This window comes from Paenibacillus alkalitolerans (genome assembly GCF_016482785.1).
Lineage (GTDB): Bacteria > Bacillota > Bacilli > Paenibacillales > YIM-B00363 > Paenibacillus_AE > Paenibacillus_AE alkalitolerans.
In genome coordinates, this window is sequence record NZ_JAEMXM010000012.1 from 125497 (window position 1) to 145972 (window position 20476).

Below are 20476 nucleotides of genomic sequence, written 5' to 3' on the forward strand. Positions count from 1 at the left end.
TTTGTATAAGATGAATTAGCTGTAATAGGGCCGAAACCCCTCCATGCATCAGCCTGGGGGATTGGTACGCATGCGAAGAAGGACGGTGAATCGACTGATGGGTGTCAAACCTCGGGTGGCCATAGTTACGCCCGGATCGTACCCGATCCCGTCTGGCAAAAGCAGTTCCGTAGAGAACGTAGTGAAAAATATAGGAGCATTGGTAGGCAAACGCGTTTCTCTATGGGTGTTGGGAAAAAAAACGCCGGCTCTTCCCGCTGCCGAGGTTCGGAACGGGGTTCGTTATGTGCGTCCTGCCCGTTCGAAGAAACGGCCCACATATATAAGCGCCGTTTCTGCATCGATCGCCAGACTTCGTCCCCATATCATTCAAGTGGAAAACAGACCTGCGTCCGTTCTTGCCTTCAAGCGGCGGCACCCCAGGCGCGAGGTATGGCTTTCTCTTCATTCCACGACGTTTCTGTCGCCGTCCCGCATACGGCCGCTAACGCTGCGCAAGGCATTGGTTCGGGCAGACTGCATTATCGTAAACTCCTATTTCTTAAAAGATTATGTCGCGAAAAGATTTCCGCGCGCCGCGAAAAAGATCCGGGTCAATTACTTGGGGGTCGATACGTCTCAGTTTATTTCCAGATGGTCGCCGCAGGGCGAGATGATGCGGATGGGATTGCTGTCGGCGCTCGGATATGAGCAGAAAAAGATTTTGCTGTACGTCGGCAGGCTGATTGAAAAGAAAGGAGTGCATTACCTTCTGCAGGCGATGCCGGCCATTATCGAACGGCATCCGGATACGCTTCTCGTCATCGTTGGCAGCGCCGACTACGGCGTCAATCCGATCACTCCATACGTCCGAACGCTGCATGAGCTCGGCAACGGGATGCCCCAACATGTCAGGTTCATTCAATACGTCCCGCATGATCAAGTGCACCGCTGGTTTTGCCTTGCCGACGTGGCGGTCGTTCCTTCCTTTGCTGAAGAAGCGTTCGGTCTTGTCAATGTGGAAGCCATGGCGAGCGGCGTTCCCGTGATTGCGACAAGAGCGGGTGGAATGAAGGAGTTGATCGTGGACGGAGAAACGGGTTTCCTCATTTCCCAATACGCTGTTGCAGCAGCAATCGCCGAGAAGGCGAACCAGCTGCTCGACAATCCCGAGTTGACCAGGCAGATGGGAGAGGCGAGCATACGGAGAGTTTCCGAACATTTCACTTGGGACCATGCCGCACGCCGGATGGCGGATTGGTATTACCAGAGCGCCGCAAGACGGAACAGAAATTACAAGAGGTGAAGAGGATAATGAGAAAAAGGCCGTCAAAACCCCTTCCCAGGCGAAAACCAAGGGGTTCGAACCTTCGCCCGATTCTTAGCGTCATTGTGCCGGCCCGTAATGAATCCAGGACCATAGGGGGCGTCGTCAGGAATGCGCGGGCGATCATGCGCCGCACGGAAGTAATCGTTGTGGTCAACGGGTCGTCAGACCTTACCGCCCGGGTTGCGCAACGAGCCGGCGCCCGCATCGTCCGTTACAGCGAGCCGGTCGGTCACGACGTAGGACGTTCGATCGGCGCGCGGCATGCGAGAGGCAGAGTACTGCTGTTCGTCGATGCCGATTTCGTGCTTCCTGTAAGCACATTGCGCTCTTACGTGCGTGCGGTGCTCAGGGGTCAAGACATCGTATTGAACAGTTATTCAGGTTTCGCGGACGCGAAAAGGATGCATTCGACATCGGAAGCGAAGCGGTTAATCAATAGAATCATAGGCAGAGGAGATTTGATGGGCAGTTCGATGACGGCCGTTCCTCATGCGATGTCGAAACGGGCCGCGTATATTATCGGATTATCCGAATTGTCCGTTCCTCCCAAAGCGCAGGCGAAAGCGATCATTAACGGTTTGTCGGTAACCCGGGCTCCGCTCGTTGAAGTATCGAGGCTCAACAGGCGCCGGTTCGGCCGTATCGGCACCGCCAGCGTCGAAAGGCTTATACTGGGCGATCATGCGGAAGCCATTCATTATTTGACCGAAGTCAAGGGACATCGGGCTGGGCTTACGGACCTTTGGAGAAACCGGAGTCTGCTGGACTTTTATCCGAAGACCGACAATTTACCGCCGGTGGAAGGGTTGGATCCGAGGCTTTCGGTCATCATTGTGGCACAGAACGAAGAAGAGACGATCCACGATGTGTTGATGACAGCGAAGGCGCTCGTTCCGGAAGAAATTATCGTCGTCGTGAACGGTTCAACGGATCGTACGGCGGATATTGTGAACGGACACGGCGTGAAGCAGGTGCATTTTTCGGAACCGCTCGGACACGACGTAGGTCGGGCCGTCGGAGCGCTGCATGCGGTGGGCGAAGTTTTGCTGTTCTTGGACGGCGACATCGTGTTTGAGCCGGAGGAGTTGTGGCCGTTCGTCGCATCCTGCCGAACGGGCGCCGACATCGCGCTGAACAATGTCAATTCTTTCTTTCAAACCGTGCGCATGGTCGACTACGTATCGATGGCGAAACAGTTTGTTAACCGGGTGGTCTGTACTCCGCATCTCGGATTTGCTTCAATGACCGCCGTGCCGCACGCGCTGCGCAGGGAGGCTATCGAACGAATCGGTTACCGGCATTTGGCGGTTCCGCCGCTTGCCCATGCGATTGCAGCGGTGAACGGCTTAAACATGCAATTGGTGCCGGGTGTCGACGTGTTTCGCACGAACCGTAAGCGCAAAGTCAATTCCAAAGATTCCAATCTTGTGGAGAAGTTGATTCTTGGAGACCACGTTGAAGCCATTCAGTGGCTGTATCAGCATTTCGGACCGCGCGTATTTTTTCCGGATGTGCTCCGAAGACGGGATTTATGTTGATTGGAACAAAATGGAGGGAGGAACGCACAATATGAGAATTTTACTCGCGACGTATTGGGTGATACCGGATGTCGGAGGTGTCACGGTATATTTGGATCAGTTAAAGCAGCATCTGGAAGCCCGGGGACACCAAGTCGATCTGCTTGCTCATCACCCCGAATATGACAGATATCATATTGTCGGAAAGGGGAGAACGTTCTATAAAAGCAACGTGCTTCCATTTATCGACAAAAAAATTCGCTCCTATTACCGGGAGACGTTCCCGGAACTCGATAACTCATGTGTGGATCTGGAGGTAATACGTTACAGCTTCGAATTGGGAGCCGCTTATTTGGGGCTTGGGGATTACGACTTGATCCATACGCAAGACGTGTTTTCCACTCTTGCAATCTCGCGGGTGAAGCCGCGCAATACCGCTTTAGTGGCTACGATCCACGGCTCGCTCGCGAAAGAAATGGTCCTTACCGGCACGGCTGAGGTCGGTAAAAGCGTGAGTTGGCATTATATGTCCACTTTGGAATACAGAGGGGCGATATCGAGCAATCTCACCATTCTGTCTTCTAATTGGTTGAGAAATGTTCTTGTGAACGAATTCGGAGTACCCGGCGATCGTCTTCGCGTCATTCCTAACGGAATCGATACGGCTGCGTTTAATACTCGGATGGATTCGCCGGCATCATACTCGCGAAGCGGGGATAATCGCAAAGTGCTCATATGTCCCGCCCGCTTAAACACGATCAAGGGCCATCATGTACTAATCGACGCGCTTGCGATTCTCAAGACGATGCGAAACGATTGGGTGTGCTGGATTGTAGGCGACGGACCGAACCGGCCGGATTTCGAACAACAAGTAGATGCATTGGGATTGAGGGATCATATCATCTTCTTCGGCGAGCGGGATGACGTTCCGCAGCTGTTTAAACAAGCCGACGTGTTCGTCATGCCGAGCTTGCAGGACAATTTCCCTTACGCCGTTCTGGAAGCGCAAGTCGCGGGCAAGCCGTCGGTCGTAACGGACGCCGGAGGCATACCGGAAATGGTCATCCATGAAGAAACCGGACTCGTTTCGCCCGTGAGGGACGCTTCCGCGCTGGCGAACAATTTGCGCCGAATACTGCAAGACGACGGTTTGAGGCAGCGATTGGGAGAAACGGCGCGTCAGCGCTCCGGTTATTGGTCGCTCCAGCGGATGGTGAATGAAACGGTTGTGACATATCACGACGCAATTCATAAAGTAAAGGGAGGGGTGTAACGTGGCAAACGCCCGAAAAAAAAGAAAGTCGCTTCGAAGAAACCGAAAAGCGGTCAAACGCCGCATTCGCCGCATTCGCGGTTCGCACCGCAGCAAATCAAGACGGATCGTCTCCAGCCGCCGCGTCCGGCGTTTGAGCCGGTCCCGTCGACGCTTGAAGCGGAGACGCATGCGATTGCGCCGGTTGCGCCGCAAACGCACCCCCATCGTCGCACGTAGCTCGGCGCCGCAGTTCGTGCCGTCTTCGGCCTACGATTGGTTATTCCACGGTCCTTCGGCCGATGCGGGGTTGATGTTGGATGCGCACGTATGGAGAAGATTGCGAATGGTGCTGCCGCCTCGTTATGCGATACCGGATAAAGATTTTATTCGAATGGTTCGATCGCGGGCAGGTTTGGCCGGGGGGTGACGGAATAATTGGAACACCAAATCGAATTTAAGCTGCAGGCGATGGCGAAGGCTCAAGAGCAATTGGCCCGCATCATCCGATCGGAAAGTTTCGTTGTGATGCATATGGCGCAAATCGCTTGCTCCATCCCGGACAATGCGCAGACAATTGTCGGCGGGGCGGAACCGTTTCCCTCGTCGGCTCAACTCGTGACAAAGCAAATATCTGGCTATCTTCATACGTTGGCGGAATTGGAAGAGGCATTGGCGGATAATCTGAAGCCTGCGGTGAAAGAACTTCGAGTCGTTCACGAAGAGTAACTATTTTCGAAAGGAGCGAGCGGAACGTGACGAAAGCGGACTCAAGCATGCGGATCTTGGCGGCGGCGGCCAGCATACAGTGGAACATCGCGGACATATTGGAAGCGAAGGCTGAAGAGATGGAATCGTTTCGACGCTGGGTGACCGGCACGCTCCAAGTATCGGAGTTTACGGGGCCGCCGGATTTGCTGCAGCGTTCCTCGGATTTTCATGAGCAATTGATTGATATCATTGCAGGAATGACGAAGGTGGAGCAAGGACTGTCGCGGCATATGCAGCTACTTCTTGAGCAGGAAGAAGAAAGCGTCGGCGACAATTTGTTGGGCTCGATGATGGGATTCGGTAAAGAAGAAGCATGACTTATTTCGTCCCGACAACCGAGCGAGAAATCCGGATTGCATACATGAAGTCATTACTCCGAAGCCGCAAAGCCGTCAACAGATTGTTGGAATGCATCTGCGAATGGGCCGAGCGGGACGTGCAGGTGGCGCGCGCATTGGCGGAAAATCCGGAAGCGATCGATAAATTGCGCAAAGCAATCGGCCGCGGATTGGAGAAGAAGGAAATGAAGCGCGGTAAATTTCGTTCGCGAAAGAGAACACCGGCACGCCCGCTGCTCATGATTCGAAACAATATCGTTAAGCGGTAATCAATTACCGCAATGGGTCCGGCGAAGGAACGGGCCTTTTTTTTTGTGCAGACGAGCATGCATTTGATGCACCGCGGGAAATCTATGCGTGATATTGCAATAATCTCGACATGGAGGGTTACCGATGGCTGCAAGTAGAAAACGTTGGATATTATTACTTATCGCGGTTGTGCTGACCGCCGGAATCGCCTCATCGGCTTTTGCACTCGCTCCGGCTGCGGATGATGCCGATGTGTATGCCGTTCAAGCGATGTTGAAATCGATCGGATATTATGACGGAGCCATCGACGGCGTGTATGGGAACGCTACGGCTTCTGCCGTACAAACGTATCAGCGTGCCGCCGGGTTCGCCGTCACGGGGCAGGTCGATACGGCTACGCTTCGATCCATCCTTGGGTCTTATACCCGCGCGAAGCTGAATGCGGGCGGCGCAACGGCCGGCGGGACAACGGACGGGGCGGCGGCAGGCGAAGACGGGGAGGCACAAACGGATCACTCGTTATCCCAACAGGAGTTGGAAATGGCGGCGCTTGTCAATCAAGCGCGCGAACAGGCCGGCCTTCCGGCATTGTCGGTTCACAACGGACTGTCCCGGGTAGCGCGCGTCAAGAGCGGCGATATGGCGTCAAACAACTATTTCTCCCACGATTCGCCGACATACGGCTCTCCATTCCAAATGATGACGGATTTCGGTGTCGGTTACTCGACTGCGGGCGAAAATATCGCCTGCAATCAGACGGTGCCCAGAGCGCATGAAGCGTTGATGAACTCGCCGGGACACAGGGCAAACATTCTAAGCGGCGACTTTACTCACATCGGCATCGGCATCGTATCCGGAGGCAAATGCGGCGCAATGTATACCCAGATGTTTATGAAACCTTAAATCTTTCCCTTTATTTCAAACCATTGTGCCGGGCGGACGCGCATGTTTGACTTTCGGACTCCGCATCCTAAACATGTTTCCACCATCATTTAAGGATTGGAGAGATGTGTGAAGATGTTCAAGAGATTGATGCGCTTCACCGTAATCGGAGCAACCGTGGTTGCGCTGGCGGCATGCGGCAATCAACAGGGTGCCGATAACGTCGGCACGTACGGAATCGGCGGCAACAACGTCGGTACGAGAGACGCCGGCGGTGCCGGAATGTTGGGCGGGCGGCACGGAATGCACTACAACCGTAACTTGAGTGCCAATCGGGACGTTGCGCGAGCCGTTGAACGCATCGACGGCATCTCCCGGGCGAATGTCGTAATGAGCGACAGAAACGCTTATGTTGCTGTGGAGTTCGATCAAGCCGGGAGAGGAACCGGAAACCGTGCATTTGGTGGAAACAACGGCGGCACGGCGGGGAACGGTCTAATCGGCGGTATGACGACGCGCGGATTGACGCAGGGCGGAGGCGCGGCCGGAGGGTTGTCCAGTTCCATTACGGACCATGGTGCGGGAACGAACGGTGCCGGCATAAACGGTACGCCAAATCGACTGGACTTGGGCGGGGATATGAATTACGGCCGTTACACGCGTATGGGCGCCGATACGAACGGCATCGGCAACGGCGCGTCCGGAAGAGTCGGCCTGCACCGCACCGGCATGCTGGGAAGGAATAACGCGACAGGCATGCTCGGAGCGAACAACGGCAACCGCATGCTTGGAGCGGGCAACGAAGTGAACGATGCGGCGGACGGCACCGGCGCCCGATACATGAACAACGGAGGTGCGTTCGGCCGGCGCGGCGGCACCAACGAAGCCGGCCGGACGTTCGACGGCGGAGTCATCTCTCCGATGACCCGCCAATTGATCGAGCGGACGGTGCGCTCAATGGCGCCGACGGCTCGTAACGTGTATGTCAGCGCCGACCGCAACTTCATGCGCCAAATGGACCGTTACGCGGCACAGATGAACGGCAATACGGATGCCGGAACGCGCGGGCTCGTCGACGGCTTCAACCGATTCGTACAAACCATCTTCGTAGAACCGTTCGACAACGATAATTACAATTTGATCGACCGTTACAACGTACGTAACCGTAACGGCGTTACAGGAACGTTAGATAACAGCTTCACGCCCGCCAACCCCCGTAACTTCGGCGGCATGACGGATAATGCCGCGGACACGAACCGAACCCCGGCAGGCACCATCAATACGCTTCGATAGTCAGTCAGGGACGGCAATCGCCGGAAGGGATGTCCCTTCCGGTTGATACATATACGCCTATTTTTTAGACGCTCCGGCACCAACGATATTAGCCCTTCATAGTATATGTTGACTGTATCCCTTAACCTTGTAAAACAAATCCCGAGCAAGGAGGGGTGACGCACTTGAAGGGTAACGACCACCGGAATAAGTTCTTGCTTACGAACCGCGAAAGGGAAGTTTTCGAGTTGCTGGTTCAAGATAAGACCACTCGCGATATTGCCCAGCAGTTGTTTATAAGCGAAAAGACCGTACGCAATCATATCTCGAACGTTATGCAGAAGTTAAATGTAAAAGGCCGTTCTCAAGCGGTTGTGGAGCTGATCAGGCTCGGGGAGCTTAACATTTAACTTTTGATATGGATTCGGACTCTAATAGACCTTCTTTTAGGCCGTCGCCTGCCGATTTGCCTTGAAAGAAGGTTTTTTGAGTTGTTAAAGCAAGTTTATGCTGATTTGGCTTTTAAACTGCCCGGAACTTTGTGTTTTTAGGATCGGCCTAGTACAATGGTTTACGATTGAACAAGAGGCAACCGAAGGTTGTCCGCGAAGGTGATACCGAAGCAAACCGAAGCAAGGAGGTGCCTGTCGGCGTGGAGCCTTGGTACGAGCGCAGCTTCCAAGAAGATTATTTACTCGTGTATAAACATCGGGACGCGTCCGGCGCGGCAAAGGAAGTGCAAACGATGTCCGGATGGCTTAATTTGAAGAAAGGCGCCCGTGTGCTCGATTTGTGCTGCGGGGCGGGAAGGCATTCCTTAGTGCTCGCCGATCTTGGATTTTCCGTCACTGGCGTCGATCTGTCCGAAACATTATTGAACGAAGCCAGAAGCAACGATAGACTGCGGCGGGTTCGATGGCTTCAAGGCGACATGAGGCGGGTGCCGGATGACGGTCCGTATGACGCCGTATTCAATCTGTTCACTTCGTTCGGATATTTTGAAGACGACGAGCAGAACATGCAGGTGCTGAACGAGGTTGGAAGGCTTCTAACGCACGGCGGCCGCTTTGCGATTGACGTTTTAAATCCCTCATATGTAGAAAAAAATCTCGTTCCCCATTCGGTTCGGCAAGACGGGATGGTCCGGATCGATGAGAGACGGGAGATCAAAGGGAACGAAGTGGTGAAAACGATCCGCATTATACAGCCGGGACAACAGGAACGCATCTACCGGGAGCAGGTCAAACTGTATGAGCTGCGCGACTTCCGGAGCATGCTGGCGAAATCCGGCCTTATATTGGACAATGTCCTGGGCGACTACGAGGGGGAGGCTTATCATGAAGCGACTTCTCCCCGAATGATTATGATCGGCACGAAGAAAGCCGGTGTAAGCGCGTGAAAACGGTGACGGAAGTAAGCGGAGGTTTGTTTCAAATCAAGGTGCCGCTCCCATTCCCCCTGCAGTGGGTAAACGCATACGCGATCAGAGGAAAAGACGGTTGGACGGTTGTCGATCCGGGTCTGCACACACCTCAAGCGGAACAACGATGGGAACAATCGGCGCAGGCCGTCGGGATGGATTGGGACGCCGTACAATTCGTCGTATTGACGCACCATCATCCGGACCATTACGGTATGGCGGGATGGTTTCAGAACCGTACGGGGGCTGCGGTATATGCTTCCGCTGACGCCTGCAGTCAGGCGCAGAGACTGTGGGGCGACGGAGCGGGCGAGACCGCGGATCAAACGTTGGAGATGTTTATCCGGCACGGATTGCCCGAGGACAAAGTAATGCCGATGAGAGAGCATTTAAGCGGCTTTATCGACATGGTTTCCCCGCAGCCGGCGAATATGGCGCATATCGATCCCGGTTCGGCGATACGATTGGGCGACGACGAGTACGAAGCCGTTCTCACGGAAGGGCATGCCTCCGGCCACCTGAGCTTTCTGAATCGGGACACGAGGCGCATCTTTTGCGGGGATCATGTGCTCCCCGGCATTACGCCCAACGTTTCCTTATTGCCGTACGGCGATCAGAATCCTCTTCGCACCTATTTGCAGGCGCTTGAAGCGGCGGAGTCGCTTCCGGTATCCGTCGCGCTTCCCGGCCACAGGGAGCCGTTCAACCATTTCGCGCAGCGGTGCGCGGCCATACGCAAACACCACGACGAGAGACTGGAGCGGATCGCGGAGATGAGGAAGCGGCATGCCGACGCATATTCGCTTTGCGCAGCGATGTTCGGCAGCCGTCTGTCGGTGCACCAGCTCCGGTTCGCGTTATCGGAGACGATTGCGCATATCGTTTATTTGGAATCTTGATGAAGGTGAGCGATGCGGCTGGATGCCGCGGCGGCGATCGCGCCTACGATATCGTCAAGAAACGTGTGGATTTGCCCGTCGTTTTTGTCGTTTAACTTTCGGAGGATGCCCGGTTTCAATTTGTCTACATAACCGTAGTTCGTAAAGCCGATGCTTCCGTATATGTTTACGATGGAGAGCGCCAACACTTCATCGACGCCGTACAAGCCCTCGTCATGCTTCACCAAGTCCAACAGCGGGGCGAACATCTCGCCCTTCTCCGCCAAAATATCCAATTGAATCCCGGTCAAAATCGCGTTTTGCACTTCTCTTTTCTCCAGCACTTTCTCCACATTCCGCTTGCATTCTTCCGGCGTAAGTCCGGGAACGTAATCTCGCTGCAAAAACATGACAAGCTCGGCAATATCTTCTATGCGCACTCCCCGCTTCTCCAACCACTCGTATGTGGCTTCCGCGACTTGTTTACTGTCTAAGCTGTATTCCATCTATGCAATCCCCTTTCGGCGGCGCTGCGTACGTCAAACAGAACGTATTATGCGCCATTTGGACAAAAAGTAGTTATAAAAGCTCGTCAGGCTCGTATACATAATACAAATCCGTTTGGGGAGGCCAATATACCATGACTCGCAATAAAGGAATTGTCATGATTAGCGCGCTTGCATCCGTTGCGCTGCTATCCGGTTGTTCGTTGTTCGGCTCGCAAGAAGCGTCGACGCAGATCGACCCTCCGCCGCCGTTGAGCGCGGAAACGATGATGGATCAAATCGAAGAGGTCGGCGCCGCGGAAGGAAAATTCAAACCTATGCTTTACTATGAAGATATGGACGGTTACATCGTTCCGCTCAGTATTCCTATCGCTTACGATGGCGTCGATTACGCAAAAACGGCCTTGGAGTATATGGTTAAAGGAGGGTCTTCCGACGGGTTGCTGCCAGAAGGCTTCACGGCGCTTCTTCCGGAAGGAACGAAGGTGCTCTCTATCGATATCGACAAGACGGACCGCACCGCAACCGTAGATTTTTCCAAACAATTTACACAGTATGAAGCTAAGGACGAAAGAAAAATATTAGAGGGCGTCACTTGGGCGTTGACGAATTTTCCCACCGTCGATTACGTAGAGCTGTGGGTTGAAGGCAAGCGGCTGACCGAAATGCCGGTGGCCCGCACCCCGCTTGACGAGCCGCTGTCGAGAAAGTTCGGCATTAACGTCGAGGTGGCGAAGGGAGTCCAATACAACCGCTCCACGCCGGTGACGCTCTACTTCATGAATCAGGCGGCCGATTTCGACTATTACGTGCCGGTGACCCGTATGATCGAGCTTACAGAGGATGTCGCGTCGGCAACGGTAGCCGAGCTCGTGAAGGGGCCGCTGCAGCCGAATAAGCTTGAAGCCGTGTTCATGCCAAGCGTGAAGGCGACGAGCGTGATGTCCGACGACAATAATCTCACCGTCGATTTCGATCCGTCCATTGTTGCCGATAACAGCAAAATTCCGGCTGAAAGCCTGCAAGCCGTCATATTGTCTTTAACGGAAACCACGGCTGCGAAAGGCGTGAAAATTACGGTCGAAGGCAAAACGCAAGCGGTTGGAACCGATGACAAAAATTACGGCGCGAAGCCGGTGTCGCGTCCGAACGTTGTGAACAGGTTTGAGATGTAACAAAATAATCAGGCGGCATAGTTAGACAAAGGGGCGTTCCGGCGGGAGTGCTCCTTTTTCCTCTTTGCGCGTGATTTTTTCGGCCCGATTTGGTAAGATGAGGAACGTACGCGAGGGATGAACGGTCATTTGTTCTTGGAACAATAAGTTTTATCGGAATAAGCAAGTCAGTCATGTTGGGAGGATATGCGCATGGTGCGTTCGGACGGACGGCAGTGGAATGAAATCAGGCCGGTAACGATTACGCCGAATATAAACAAATACGCGGAAGGATCGGTGTTGATCGAGGTCGGATCCACGAAGGTAATTTGCGCCGCAACGGTGGAGGAGAGAGTTCCCCCGTTTATGAAAGGGCAGGGGCGCGGATGGGTGACGGCGGAATATGCGATGCTTCCGAGAGCGACGCAGGTGCGGAACCAGCGGGAATCCGCCAAAGGGAAACTAAGCGGCAGGACGATGGAAATTCAGCGGTTGATCGGACGCGCTCTTCGATCTGTGGTCGACTTGACCGCTCTTGGAGAACGGACGATTACGCTCGATTGCGACGTTATTTTGGCGGACGGAGGAACGCGCACGACGTCGATTACAGGCGCGTTCGTGGCGTTGACGTTGGCGGTGGATAAACTTCGCAAAGCCGGGGCGCTTTCCGGCACTGCGTTCCCCGTGCGGGATTTCCTCGCTTCAGTGAGCGTCGGCGTCGTCGAAGGTTCCGTTGCGCTCGACTTGAACTACCAAGAAGACAGCCAGGCGAAGGTCGACATGAATGTTGTGATGACGGGGGACGGCAGATTGATCGAAGTGCAGGGCACCGGAGAGGAATCCCCCTTCAGCCGCGAAGAATTGACAGGAATGTTGGATACCGCCGAGCTTGGGATCCGTCAATTGGTGTCGGTGCAGCGGGAAGCATTGGGGACGGCAGCCGACATAATCGGAACTAAGGTGACAACGAATGCGGTCTAGATGGACATCTATCGTCATTGCGACGAGAAACGCAGGCAAGGCGGCGGAATTTCGTTCGATGCTTGCCCCGTTGGGAATCGAAGTGCGCAGTTTGCTCGATATCGATGCGAAGCTTCCCGAAGTGGAAGAGGATGGAGAGACGTTCGCCGACAATGCGGAGAAAAAAGCGAGAGCCGCGGCGGAGGCGCTTGGAGTTCCGGCTCTTGCGGATGACTCGGGCCTTTGCGTAGATGCTTTGAACGGCGCACCGGGCGTAAGATCCGCGAGGTATGCGGGCGCAGGTTCGTCGGACGAGCAAAATAACGCGAAGCTGTTAAGCGAGCTGAGCCGAGAGGAGCGGGGCGAGTCGAGCGGTGCGCGGTTTGTTTGCGCTTTGGCGCTGCACGATCCGTCGGCGCGGGAGACGCTGCATGCGGAAGGAGCTTGCGAGGGCGTAATTGTGCGGGAGCCTCGCGGCACGAACGGCTTCGGATACGACCCGCTGTTTTACGTTCCGGAGCTGGGTAAAACATTTGCGGAAATGAGCGATGAGGAAAAGAACCTGATCAGCCATCGGGGCAGAGCGCTCCGCAATTTTATAGCGGTACTGGAAGGCGGCGCCCGGTGAAGGGGCGCCGCCGTTTATATGCCTCCGTGCATTTTCTCAACGAAAATTGACAAATGCCGCATGCAATGGGACTAATGCCTCACACTGACTTTATAATGCCGCAGCCATGTATCCACTTGGGCCAAATACGCGAACAACTGCGGACCGGTCATTAACTGGCCGAACCAAGGAATATTGAATTGGTCGGAATCGGCTTCCGCAAGCTTTCGTATTTTTTCCGCATCGATAAATTGAAGAATCGGAGACGAGGAATCGCTTAATATTTCGTTCACCCATGCCTTCACCGCTTGGAGATAGTTCGGATTATGCGTCTTCGGGTAAGGGCTCTTCTTCCGGTACAACACTTCCTCCGGCAGTACGCCCTCGAGCGCTTTGCGCAAGATGCCTTTCTCCTTGTTACCCGTCATCTTGATTTTCCACGGAATGTTGAACACATAGCCCACTAGCCGGTGGTCGCAGTAAGGAACGCGCACTTCGAGACCGACCGCCATGCTCATCCGGTCTTTGCGGTCGAGAAGCGTCGGCATGAAGCGGGTGATGTTCAAATACGACATTTCGCGCATCCGGTTCGCTTGCGCGTCTTCGCCTTTGAGTCGAGGCACCTCCGCGAGCGCTTCCGCATACCGGTCGCGCACGTATTGCTCCGGACGAATCCAATCCGCCAATTCGGGTTTCAGCAGGGATGCCCGAAAGTCCGTGAATAAGGACCATGGGAACGTGCCGGCGTTGAGGGCGTCTTCCCGGTGAAACCACGGATATCCGCCGAATATTTCGTCCGCCGCCTCGCCGGATATGGCCACTGTCGCGCCTTTCTTTATTTCGCGGCAAAACAGGAGGAGGGAAGCGTCGACATCGGCCATACCCGGAAGGTCGCGCGCGAAGACCGCTTCCTTCAATGTATCCACCAGCTCCGGCGTGTCGAATTCGATGTATTGGTGCTCTGTGCCGGCGTATTGCGTCATTTTTTCAATCCAGGGGCGGTCCGGGTTCGGCGTGAAGGCGGAAGATTTAAAGTGCTTTGCGTTGTCTACGTAGTCAACCGAGTACGTGTGCAGCGTTCCGAGGCCGTTTTTATTGTAGTGCGTTGCGGCGATTGTGGTTAGCGCGCTGGAGTCGAGACCTCCGGAGAGCAATGTGCATACCGGAACGTCGGATACGAGCTGCCGTTCCACAGTATCCTGAAGCAGCTCGCGAACTTTCAACGCCGTTGCCTCCTCGTCGTCGGCATGTTCGCGCGCCTCCAATTTCCAGTAAGTTTCTATACGCATCCCGTTGCGGTCGTATACGAGAAAATGCCCGGGTTTCAACTCGTTAATGTCGGCATACACCCCGTGACCGGGCGTTCTTGCGGGACCGACGGCGAAAATTTCCGCAAGACCTTCCGGACCGATCTCCGCTTGGAAATGCGGGTGCGCCAAAATAGCTTTCGGTTCCGAACCGAACAAAAACGTGCCGTGCGAATGCGCATAGAACAGCGGTTTAACGCCAAGGCGGTCGCGGCAAAGGTACAGGCTTTGTTCCCGTTCGTTCCAAACGGCAAAAGCGAATATTCCGTTCAAACGGTCTACGCAGCCGCGTCCCCACTCGATAAACGAGACAAGGAGCACTTCGGTATCGCAGTTCGTGCGAAACGTATGCCCCCGGGCTTCCAATTCTCGGCGCAACTCCATGGTGTTGTACAATTCGCCGTTATATACAATCGTGAAAGTGTGACCACCGTATTTTCTATACATCGGCTGCGCCCCGTTAGACGGGTCTATGATGCTCAAGCGCCGGTGGCCGAGCGCGCAATAGCCGGACAACCACGTTCCCGATGCGTCCGGTCCGCGGTCCGACATCGTTTCGGTCATATCCTCGACTATGGTAGGGTAATTCGTTAAGTTTTTGTTCCAGTCCACCCAACCCGTTATTCCACACATATGTTTTCAACCCTTTCCGTCTTGATGTCGTTAGTGACTAAGTTTCATCGCGACTGCCATACCGGGGCAACGATCGCGGAATACGGTTAATAATGCTAATAACTATGCGTCCCATGAGGATAAAATGTCTACCTCCAGGGAATCTAATGGATGAACAGAGTATGGTGTGCGGATGCCAGGACTATGAACATGATAAAGGATGGGGACATTTTCATATGGTAACGGTGAGAGAAGTAGGTTTTCTTCGGATGGGATACAGCGGCCGCGAGAAGTTTGCGGAGGTGGAAGTAAGCTCGGATGAACTCGATCAGCCGCTGATCGCCACTTTCAAGCAAGCGGAGGACGGCGGGCTGATGCTTGTAAATGTGACGGGCAAACAAGCGGATCGGGATTTGGACTGGTACGATAACAACCTGCACACGGCATATCCCGAGATGGAGCAGCAGCTGTTCGCCGGCCCGGAAGGACAAGCCGTTCGGCGGAAGTTCGCGGCTGATGTGTTGGCGCACAACGATACGGAAGAGATGCTGCAAGATAAGTTTTATTACGGGGAGTGAGGAGGTTGGTTCATGGCGGCGAAATAACATTGACTCCCGTAAGCGTTTTCGCACAATTCCACTTTTGGCGGCCGAACCTGCTGTCGACATAAAAAATCCTCCCAATGATTAGATTAATTCTAATCCTTAGGAGGATTGCTGCCCAGAAAGGCTTACTATAATATGTAAATCGCGTCCCATAAGGGATACTCGGCACTCCGTGCCGAGACTGCGAAGCGGATACTGACGAAGCGGAAGCTCCGGAGAACCCATCGGGTTCTCATTCCCATATCGCAATATGTAAATGGCGTCCCAGGAGGGATTCGAACCCCCGACCGACGGCTTAGAAGGCCGTTGCTCTATCCAGCTGAGCTACTGGGACAGGGTATATGCCAAGAACGGCGACCTAAAAATAATAACACATTCACCTTGCCGAACGCAAGAAGCGCGTGTACCTCAATTATTGGCAGCGCCCGTCCGGCAATTCGTATTATGCAGGAAAACCTGCTACAATAATAGGATATTTTTTGCCGGGGGGTTACCCTTATGGACGGCGCCAAACAAGGAGAAGTCATCCTTTTTCCGAAGACGCTCGACTACTATCAAATACAATTGACTAAAATGTTGGAAGCGGAAGCATACGGCGATGCGATCAGGCTGCTGCGGTTTTTGCTTGATTGTAAAACAGGGGACGAGAGAACCGAGAACGAATGGTCCACATTGCTCGAATGGCTCCGCAACCAATTTCCCGATGCCGAAGCGGAAGCGGAACGGCACGAAACCGATGAAGCCGAAGTCGGAGAAGAAGAGCTGCTCCGCAGAACCGTTTCCGCCAAAAGCTCCAACGACCGCACGTATGCCAAGCGATTGCTGGACGCCATTCATCATTCTTCCCTGGATAAGCAATTGCTTGCGCTCGATCAGCTTGCTTATGTGGAGGATCCGGACATCGGACGGCAGCTGCTTCAGAAGCTCCAAGGAAACGCCTTGCACCCCTTTGTCGTGTTTAAATTGCTCCAGACGCTCTGCAAGCTCGGCGTTCAGGGTGAAGCGACATTCGGCAAGCTCGGCGAGATCGTTACCGTCGATATCGAAAAAACGCCGCTTAGCTCCGAATACTTTCCTCCGCCGTTGCCCGAGGTAAGCGAACGCGTGCAGCAGTTTGCCGAAGTGATCGACCCGACGCTTTCATATTTCGCGAACCAAACGTGGCGGGAATTTTTGGCATATTGCTACGGTAACTCGCTGTACCGGGAATTGACGCATATGACGGAAGAAAGCGTTGACGTGTGGGCCGCGGCATTGCATTTGACCGTGACCGAAGCGATGTACGGGGAAGACGGAACAAGCAGCGAAGTTCTGGATATATATGGAATCACCGAAATGCTTGTCCCTCCTTGGGAACAAGCGTGCAAAGCATTGCGGAGATTCTTTCAGGAAGGCGGCGCAACTACCGTTTGAAATGGACGGGTATTATGTTATAATGGCATGGTTATAATGGGCGAATAGTTTGGAGGATGCATAGAATGAAGGCAAGTTGGGAAAAAATAGAGAAAAATGTGGGCGTTCTCACCATCGAGGTCGAATCCGATCAGGTGAACGAAGCCATTAACAAAGCTTTTAAGAAGGTGGCCAACCGCATTAACGTTCCGGGATTCCGGAAAGGCAAAGTGCCGCGGCAAATTTTTGAAGCGAAATTCGGCGTCGAGAGCTTGTATCAAGACGCAATCGATATTATTTTGCCAGAAGCTTACACTTTTGCTTTGCAGGAAACCGGCATCGAGCCGATCGACCGTCCGGAGGTGGATATCGAGCAATTCGGCAAGAATCAATCGATGAAACTAAAGGCGAAAGTGCAAGTGAAGCCTGAAGTGGAACTCGGCGAATATAAAGGCCTTGAAGTCGAACACAAAGAAGTGTCCGTTACCGCCGAAGAGATCGATGAGGAATTGAAACGTCTGCAAACCCGGCACGCGGAGCTTGTTCCCATTGAAGAAGGGGCCGCGGCTAACGGCGACATCGTCAGCATCGATTTTGAAGGCTTTGTGGACGGAGAACCGTTCGAAGGCGGCAAAGCCGAGAAATATTCGCTTGAGCTCGGTTCGAACAGCTTCATTCCCGGATTCGAGGATAGCGTGATCGGCATGTCGGTCGGCGAAGAGAAGGATATCGAAGTGACGTTCCCGGAAAGCTATCAAGCGGAAAACCTTGCCGGCAAGCCTGCCGTGTTCAAGGTGAAAGTGAACGAGATCAAACGGAAAAATCTTCCGGAGCTGGACGATGAGTTTGCGAAGGACGTCAGCGAATTCGATACGTTGGAAGAATTCAAATCCGATATCGAGCAGCGGATCGCTAAGCGCAAAGAACGCGAAAACCGCATTCATATCGAACAAACCGTAATTGATAAGGCAGCCGCCAACGCGAAAGTCGAAGTTCCGAGCGTTATGGTGGAAAATCAATTGAACGAGATGGTTCAAGAGTTCGAAAGCCGTCTTCGCTCCCAAGGAATGAATTTGGAGATGTATTTCCAATTCTCGGGGCAAGACGAGAACGCGCTTAAAGAGCAAATGCAACCGGACGCGGAAAAGCGCGTACTGCACGCATTGGTACTTGAGTCCATTGCGAAAGCGGAAGGCTTGGAAGCGACGGACGAAGAGTTGGAGAAAGAATTGCAGGAGATGTCGGAGACTTACCGCCGTCCAGTGGATGAGCTTCGCCGCATTTTGGAATCGAACGGCCGGCTTGACGACATCCGCAACGAGCTCTCGACAAAAAAAGCGGTCGACTTCCTTGTCGAACATAGCAAATCTGTGACTTCGGTTGCGTAAACTAAATTATAACAACAATTAAACATGAAAGAGTGGGCACGTCACAGCTTTTACCTGCGTGCCCACTCTTTTATAAGACGGGCAATTCTTAATGCCGTTAAGGTCATTCTCGGGAATATGACATCGAACTTGGAAAATGCTAAACTAAATGTGTAACCCCACATTGCAAAGAAGCGAGGTTGGTAAACATGAGTTTGGTGCCTATTGTTGTGGAACAGACGAATCGCGGAGAGCGTTCGTATGATATCTACTCGCGCCTGTTGAAAGACCGCATCATCTTTTTGGGGAGCGCCATTGATGACGACGTAGCCAATCTCGTCATTGCGCAGCTGCTGTTCTTGGCTGCAGACGATTCCGAGAAAGACATTCATCTTTACATCAACTCTCCCGGCGGCTCGGTAACGGCCGGCATGGGAATATACGATACGATCCAGTACATTAAACCGGATGTGTCCAGCATCTGCGTCGGTATGGCGGCCAGCATGGGCTCCATTCTTCTTACCGCCGGCGCCAAGGGCAAGCGTTTCGCGCTTCCCAACAGCGAAGTGATGATTCACCAGCCGTTAGGCGGCGTGCGCGGCCAAGCGACCGACATAAAAATTCACGCCGATTGGATTATCAAAACTAAGCAAAAACTGAATAATATATATGTCAAGCATACCGGTCAGCCATACGAGAAAATCGAACGCGATACCGACCGGGATTTCTTTATGAGCGCGGAAGAGGCGCTCGAATACGGATTGATCGACAAGGTGATTTCACCCGTCGAATTGAAATAGGGAGGGAAGTCCATGTTTAAATTTAATGAAGAAAAAGGCCAACTCAAATGTTCTTTCTGCGGCAAGATGCAGGATCAAGTGCGAAAATTGGTAGCCGGCCCCGGCGTATATATATGCGACGAGTGCATCGAACTTTGCACTGAAATCGTTGAAGAAGAATTGGGGAACGATGAGGAGCTGGATCTGAAAGACGTTCCCAAGCCTCAAGAAATTCGCGAAATTTTGGACCAGTACGTCATCGGTCAGGATCAAGCGAAGAAGTCGCTTGCGGTAGCGGTTTACAACCATTACAAGCGAATCAACTCCCAGAGCAAGAATGACGAAGTCGAGTTGACGAAGAGCAACATTATGCTGGTAGGTCCGACGGGAAGCGGCAAAACGCTGCTTGCCCAGACGCTTGCGAAAATTTTGAACGTCCCGTTCGCCATTGCGGACGCGACGTCTTTAACTGAGGCCGGCTATGTCGGTGAAGACGTTGAAAATATTTTGCTGAAATTAATTCAAGCGGCCGATTACGATGTGGAAAAAGCCGAGCGAGGCATTATTTACATCGACGAAATCGACAAAGTGGCGAGGAAGTCCGAAAATCCGTCGATTACGCGCGACGTTTCCGGAGAAGGCGTTCAACAGGCGCTTCTGAAAATATTGGAGGGGACTGTAGCTTCCGTTCCTCCGCAAGGCGGAAGAAAGCATCCTCATCAAGAATTTATCCAAATCGACACGACGAACATTCTGTTCATTTGCGGCGGCGCATTTGACGGCTTGGAACAAATCATCAAGCGCAGAATCGGGAAGAAAGTGATCGGTTTCGGCTCCGACGGCGGCAAGGTCGACTTGAAGGCCGGAGAATATTTGTCTTTAGTGCTTCCGGAAGATTTGTTGAAGTACGGCTTAATTCCGGAATTCGTCGGCCGCTTGCCGGTGATCACTTCACTCGAGCCGCTTGATGAGAACGCGCTTGTCCGGATTTTGTCCGAACCGAAGAACGCGCTTGTCAAGCAATACCAGAAATTGCTTGAGATGGACGACGTTCAGCTTGAATTTGAATCCGGCGCGCTCGAAGCGATTGCCAGCGAAGCGATCAAGCGGAACACCGGCGCACGCGGTCTCCGCGCGATCATTGAAAGCATTATGCTGGATGTGATGTATGACGTTCCGTCCCGTACCGACATCAACCACTGCCTCGTCACCAGAGAGGCCGTCCAAAACAAGATCGCGCCGACGCTCACCAGCGTGAAGCTCGATAAGAAAAGCAAAAAAGAAGAAAGCGCGTAACGT

Annotated in this window: 22 protein-coding genes and 1 tRNA gene; 20 read left to right on the forward strand and 3 right to left on the reverse strand. The window is 53.4% G+C overall.

Features of this window, described 5'->3' with window-relative positions:
• Window positions 1-70 precede the first annotated feature (70 nt).
• The 12 genes from JET16_RS18525 to JET16_RS18580 all read left to right on the forward strand — a co-directional run bounded on the left by JET16_RS18525 (window position 71) and on the right by JET16_RS18580 (window position 9909).
• Window positions 71-1285, forward strand: coding sequence for a glycosyltransferase family 4 protein (locus JET16_RS18525; protein ID WP_233531866.1), 1215 nt, complete (start codon window positions 71-73; stop codon window positions 1283-1285).
• Between the two features lie 8 nt (window positions 1286-1293).
• Window positions 1294-2847 (forward strand): glycosyltransferase family 2 protein, encoded by a 1554-nt coding sequence (locus JET16_RS18530; protein ID WP_199618373.1) that lies wholly within the window; start codon window positions 1294-1296, stop codon window positions 2845-2847.
• Between the two features lie 31 nt (window positions 2848-2878).
• Window positions 2879-4099 carry a glycosyltransferase family 4 protein gene (locus tag JET16_RS18535; RefSeq protein ID WP_199618376.1) on the forward strand — a complete coding sequence of 407 codons (1221 nt, stop codon included), beginning with the start codon at window positions 2879-2881 and terminating at the stop codon, window positions 4097-4099.
• Window position 4100: 1 nt separating this feature from the next.
• The gene (locus tag JET16_RS18540; RefSeq protein WP_199618379.1) at window positions 4101-4508 is read left to right on the forward strand and encodes a hypothetical protein; all 408 of its coding nucleotides are present in this window, start codon (window positions 4101-4103) and stop codon (window positions 4506-4508) included.
• Between the two features lie 8 nt (window positions 4509-4516).
• Complete coding sequence (locus tag JET16_RS18545) at window positions 4517-4807, forward strand: hypothetical protein (protein ID WP_199618382.1); 291 nt, start codon at window positions 4517-4519, stop codon at window positions 4805-4807.
• 26 nt (window positions 4808-4833) lie between these two features.
• Entirely contained in the window at window positions 4834-5166 is a 333-nt protein-coding gene (locus JET16_RS18550; RefSeq protein ID WP_199618385.1) for a restriction endonuclease subunit S, read from the forward strand.
• Between the two features lie 44 nt (window positions 5167-5210).
• Entirely contained in the window at window positions 5211-5456 is a 246-nt protein-coding gene (locus JET16_RS18555; RefSeq protein ID WP_199618388.1) for a hypothetical protein, read from the forward strand.
• A gap of 124 nt (window positions 5457-5580) precedes the next feature.
• Window positions 5581-6339, forward strand: a complete 759-nt coding sequence (locus JET16_RS18560) for a CAP domain-containing protein (protein ID WP_199618397.1) — start codon at window positions 5581-5583, stop codon at window positions 6337-6339.
• Between the two features lie 114 nt (window positions 6340-6453).
• Window positions 6454-7611, forward strand: a complete 1158-nt coding sequence (locus JET16_RS18565) for a YhcN/YlaJ family sporulation lipoprotein (protein ID WP_199618400.1) — start codon at window positions 6454-6456, stop codon at window positions 7609-7611.
• Between the two features lie 164 nt (window positions 7612-7775).
• Complete coding sequence (locus JET16_RS18570; protein WP_138192801.1) at window positions 7776-8000, forward strand: helix-turn-helix domain-containing protein; 225 nt, start codon at window positions 7776-7778, stop codon at window positions 7998-8000.
• Window positions 8001-8242: 242 nt separating this feature from the next.
• Entirely contained in the window at window positions 8243-8989 is a 747-nt protein-coding gene (locus JET16_RS18575) for a class I SAM-dependent methyltransferase (RefSeq protein WP_199618403.1), read from the forward strand.
• Window positions 8986-9909: an MBL fold metallo-hydrolase gene (locus JET16_RS18580; protein WP_199618406.1), complete on the forward strand. Its 924-nt coding sequence runs from the start codon at window positions 8986-8988 to the stop codon at window positions 9907-9909. Before JET16_RS18575 ends, JET16_RS18580 begins: the two co-directional genes overlap by 4 nt.
• Here the strand turns inward: JET16_RS18580 and JET16_RS18585 are convergent.
• The gene (locus tag JET16_RS18585; protein ID WP_199618409.1) at window positions 9894-10394 is read right to left on the reverse strand and encodes a phosphatidylglycerophosphatase A family protein; all 501 of its coding nucleotides are present in this window, start codon (window positions 10392-10394) and stop codon (window positions 9894-9896) included. The genes JET16_RS18580 and JET16_RS18585 overlap by 16 nt on opposite strands.
• A gap of 134 nt (window positions 10395-10528) precedes the next feature.
• On the opposite strand from JET16_RS18585, the gene JET16_RS18590 reads away from it, so the two are divergent.
• The 3 genes from JET16_RS18590 (at window position 10529) to JET16_RS18600 (ending at window position 13136) form a co-directional block, all read left to right on the forward strand.
• Window positions 10529-11569, forward strand: coding sequence for a GerMN domain-containing protein (locus tag JET16_RS18590; RefSeq protein WP_199618411.1), 1041 nt, complete (start codon window positions 10529-10531; stop codon window positions 11567-11569).
• A 195-nt stretch (window positions 11570-11764) separates the two neighbouring features.
• Window positions 11765-12529 (forward strand): ribonuclease PH, encoded by a 765-nt coding sequence (rph, locus tag JET16_RS18595; protein ID WP_199618621.1) that lies wholly within the window; start codon window positions 11765-11767, stop codon window positions 12527-12529.
• Window positions 12519-13136: an XTP/dITP diphosphatase gene (locus JET16_RS18600; protein ID WP_199618414.1), complete on the forward strand. Its 618-nt coding sequence runs from the start codon at window positions 12519-12521 to the stop codon at window positions 13134-13136. The genes rph and JET16_RS18600 overlap by 11 nt, the downstream gene beginning before the upstream one ends.
• A gap of 71 nt (window positions 13137-13207) precedes the next feature.
• Here the strand turns inward: JET16_RS18600 and asnB are convergent, their stop codons facing one another.
• Window positions 13208-15055: an asparagine synthase (glutamine-hydrolyzing) gene (gene asnB, locus JET16_RS18605; protein WP_199618417.1), complete on the reverse strand. Its 1848-nt coding sequence runs from the start codon at window positions 15053-15055 to the stop codon at window positions 13208-13210.
• Window positions 15056-15270: 215 nt separating this feature from the next.
• On the opposite strand from asnB, the gene JET16_RS18610 reads away from it, so the two are divergent.
• Entirely contained in the window at window positions 15271-15612 is a 342-nt protein-coding gene (locus tag JET16_RS18610) for a hypothetical protein (protein WP_199618420.1), read from the forward strand.
• Between the two features lie 284 nt (window positions 15613-15896).
• On the opposite strand, the gene JET16_RS18615 is transcribed toward JET16_RS18610, so the two are convergent.
• Window positions 15897-15973, reverse strand: a tRNA-Arg gene (locus JET16_RS18615).
• Window positions 15974-16137: 164 nt separating this feature from the next.
• On the opposite strand from JET16_RS18615, the gene JET16_RS18620 reads away from it, so the two are divergent.
• The 4 genes from JET16_RS18620 (at window position 16138) to clpX (ending at window position 20473) form a co-directional block, all read left to right on the forward strand.
• On the forward strand, window positions 16138-17052 hold the full coding sequence (locus JET16_RS18620) for a hypothetical protein (protein WP_199618423.1): 915 nt from the start codon (window positions 16138-16140) through the stop codon (window positions 17050-17052).
• Between the two features lie 65 nt (window positions 17053-17117).
• Window positions 17118-18419, forward strand: a complete 1302-nt coding sequence (gene tig / locus JET16_RS18625) for a trigger factor (RefSeq protein WP_199618426.1) — start codon at window positions 17118-17120, stop codon at window positions 18417-18419.
• A 188-nt stretch (window positions 18420-18607) separates the two neighbouring features.
• Window positions 18608-19198 carry an ATP-dependent Clp endopeptidase proteolytic subunit ClpP gene (gene clpP / locus JET16_RS18630; RefSeq protein ID WP_199618435.1) on the forward strand — a complete coding sequence of 197 codons (591 nt, stop codon included), beginning with the start codon at window positions 18608-18610 and terminating at the stop codon, window positions 19196-19198.
• Between the two features lie 12 nt (window positions 19199-19210).
• Window positions 19211-20473, forward strand: coding sequence for an ATP-dependent protease ATP-binding subunit ClpX (gene clpX / locus JET16_RS18635; protein WP_199618437.1), 1263 nt, complete (start codon window positions 19211-19213; stop codon window positions 20471-20473).
• Window positions 20474-20476: the final 3 nt, after the last annotated feature.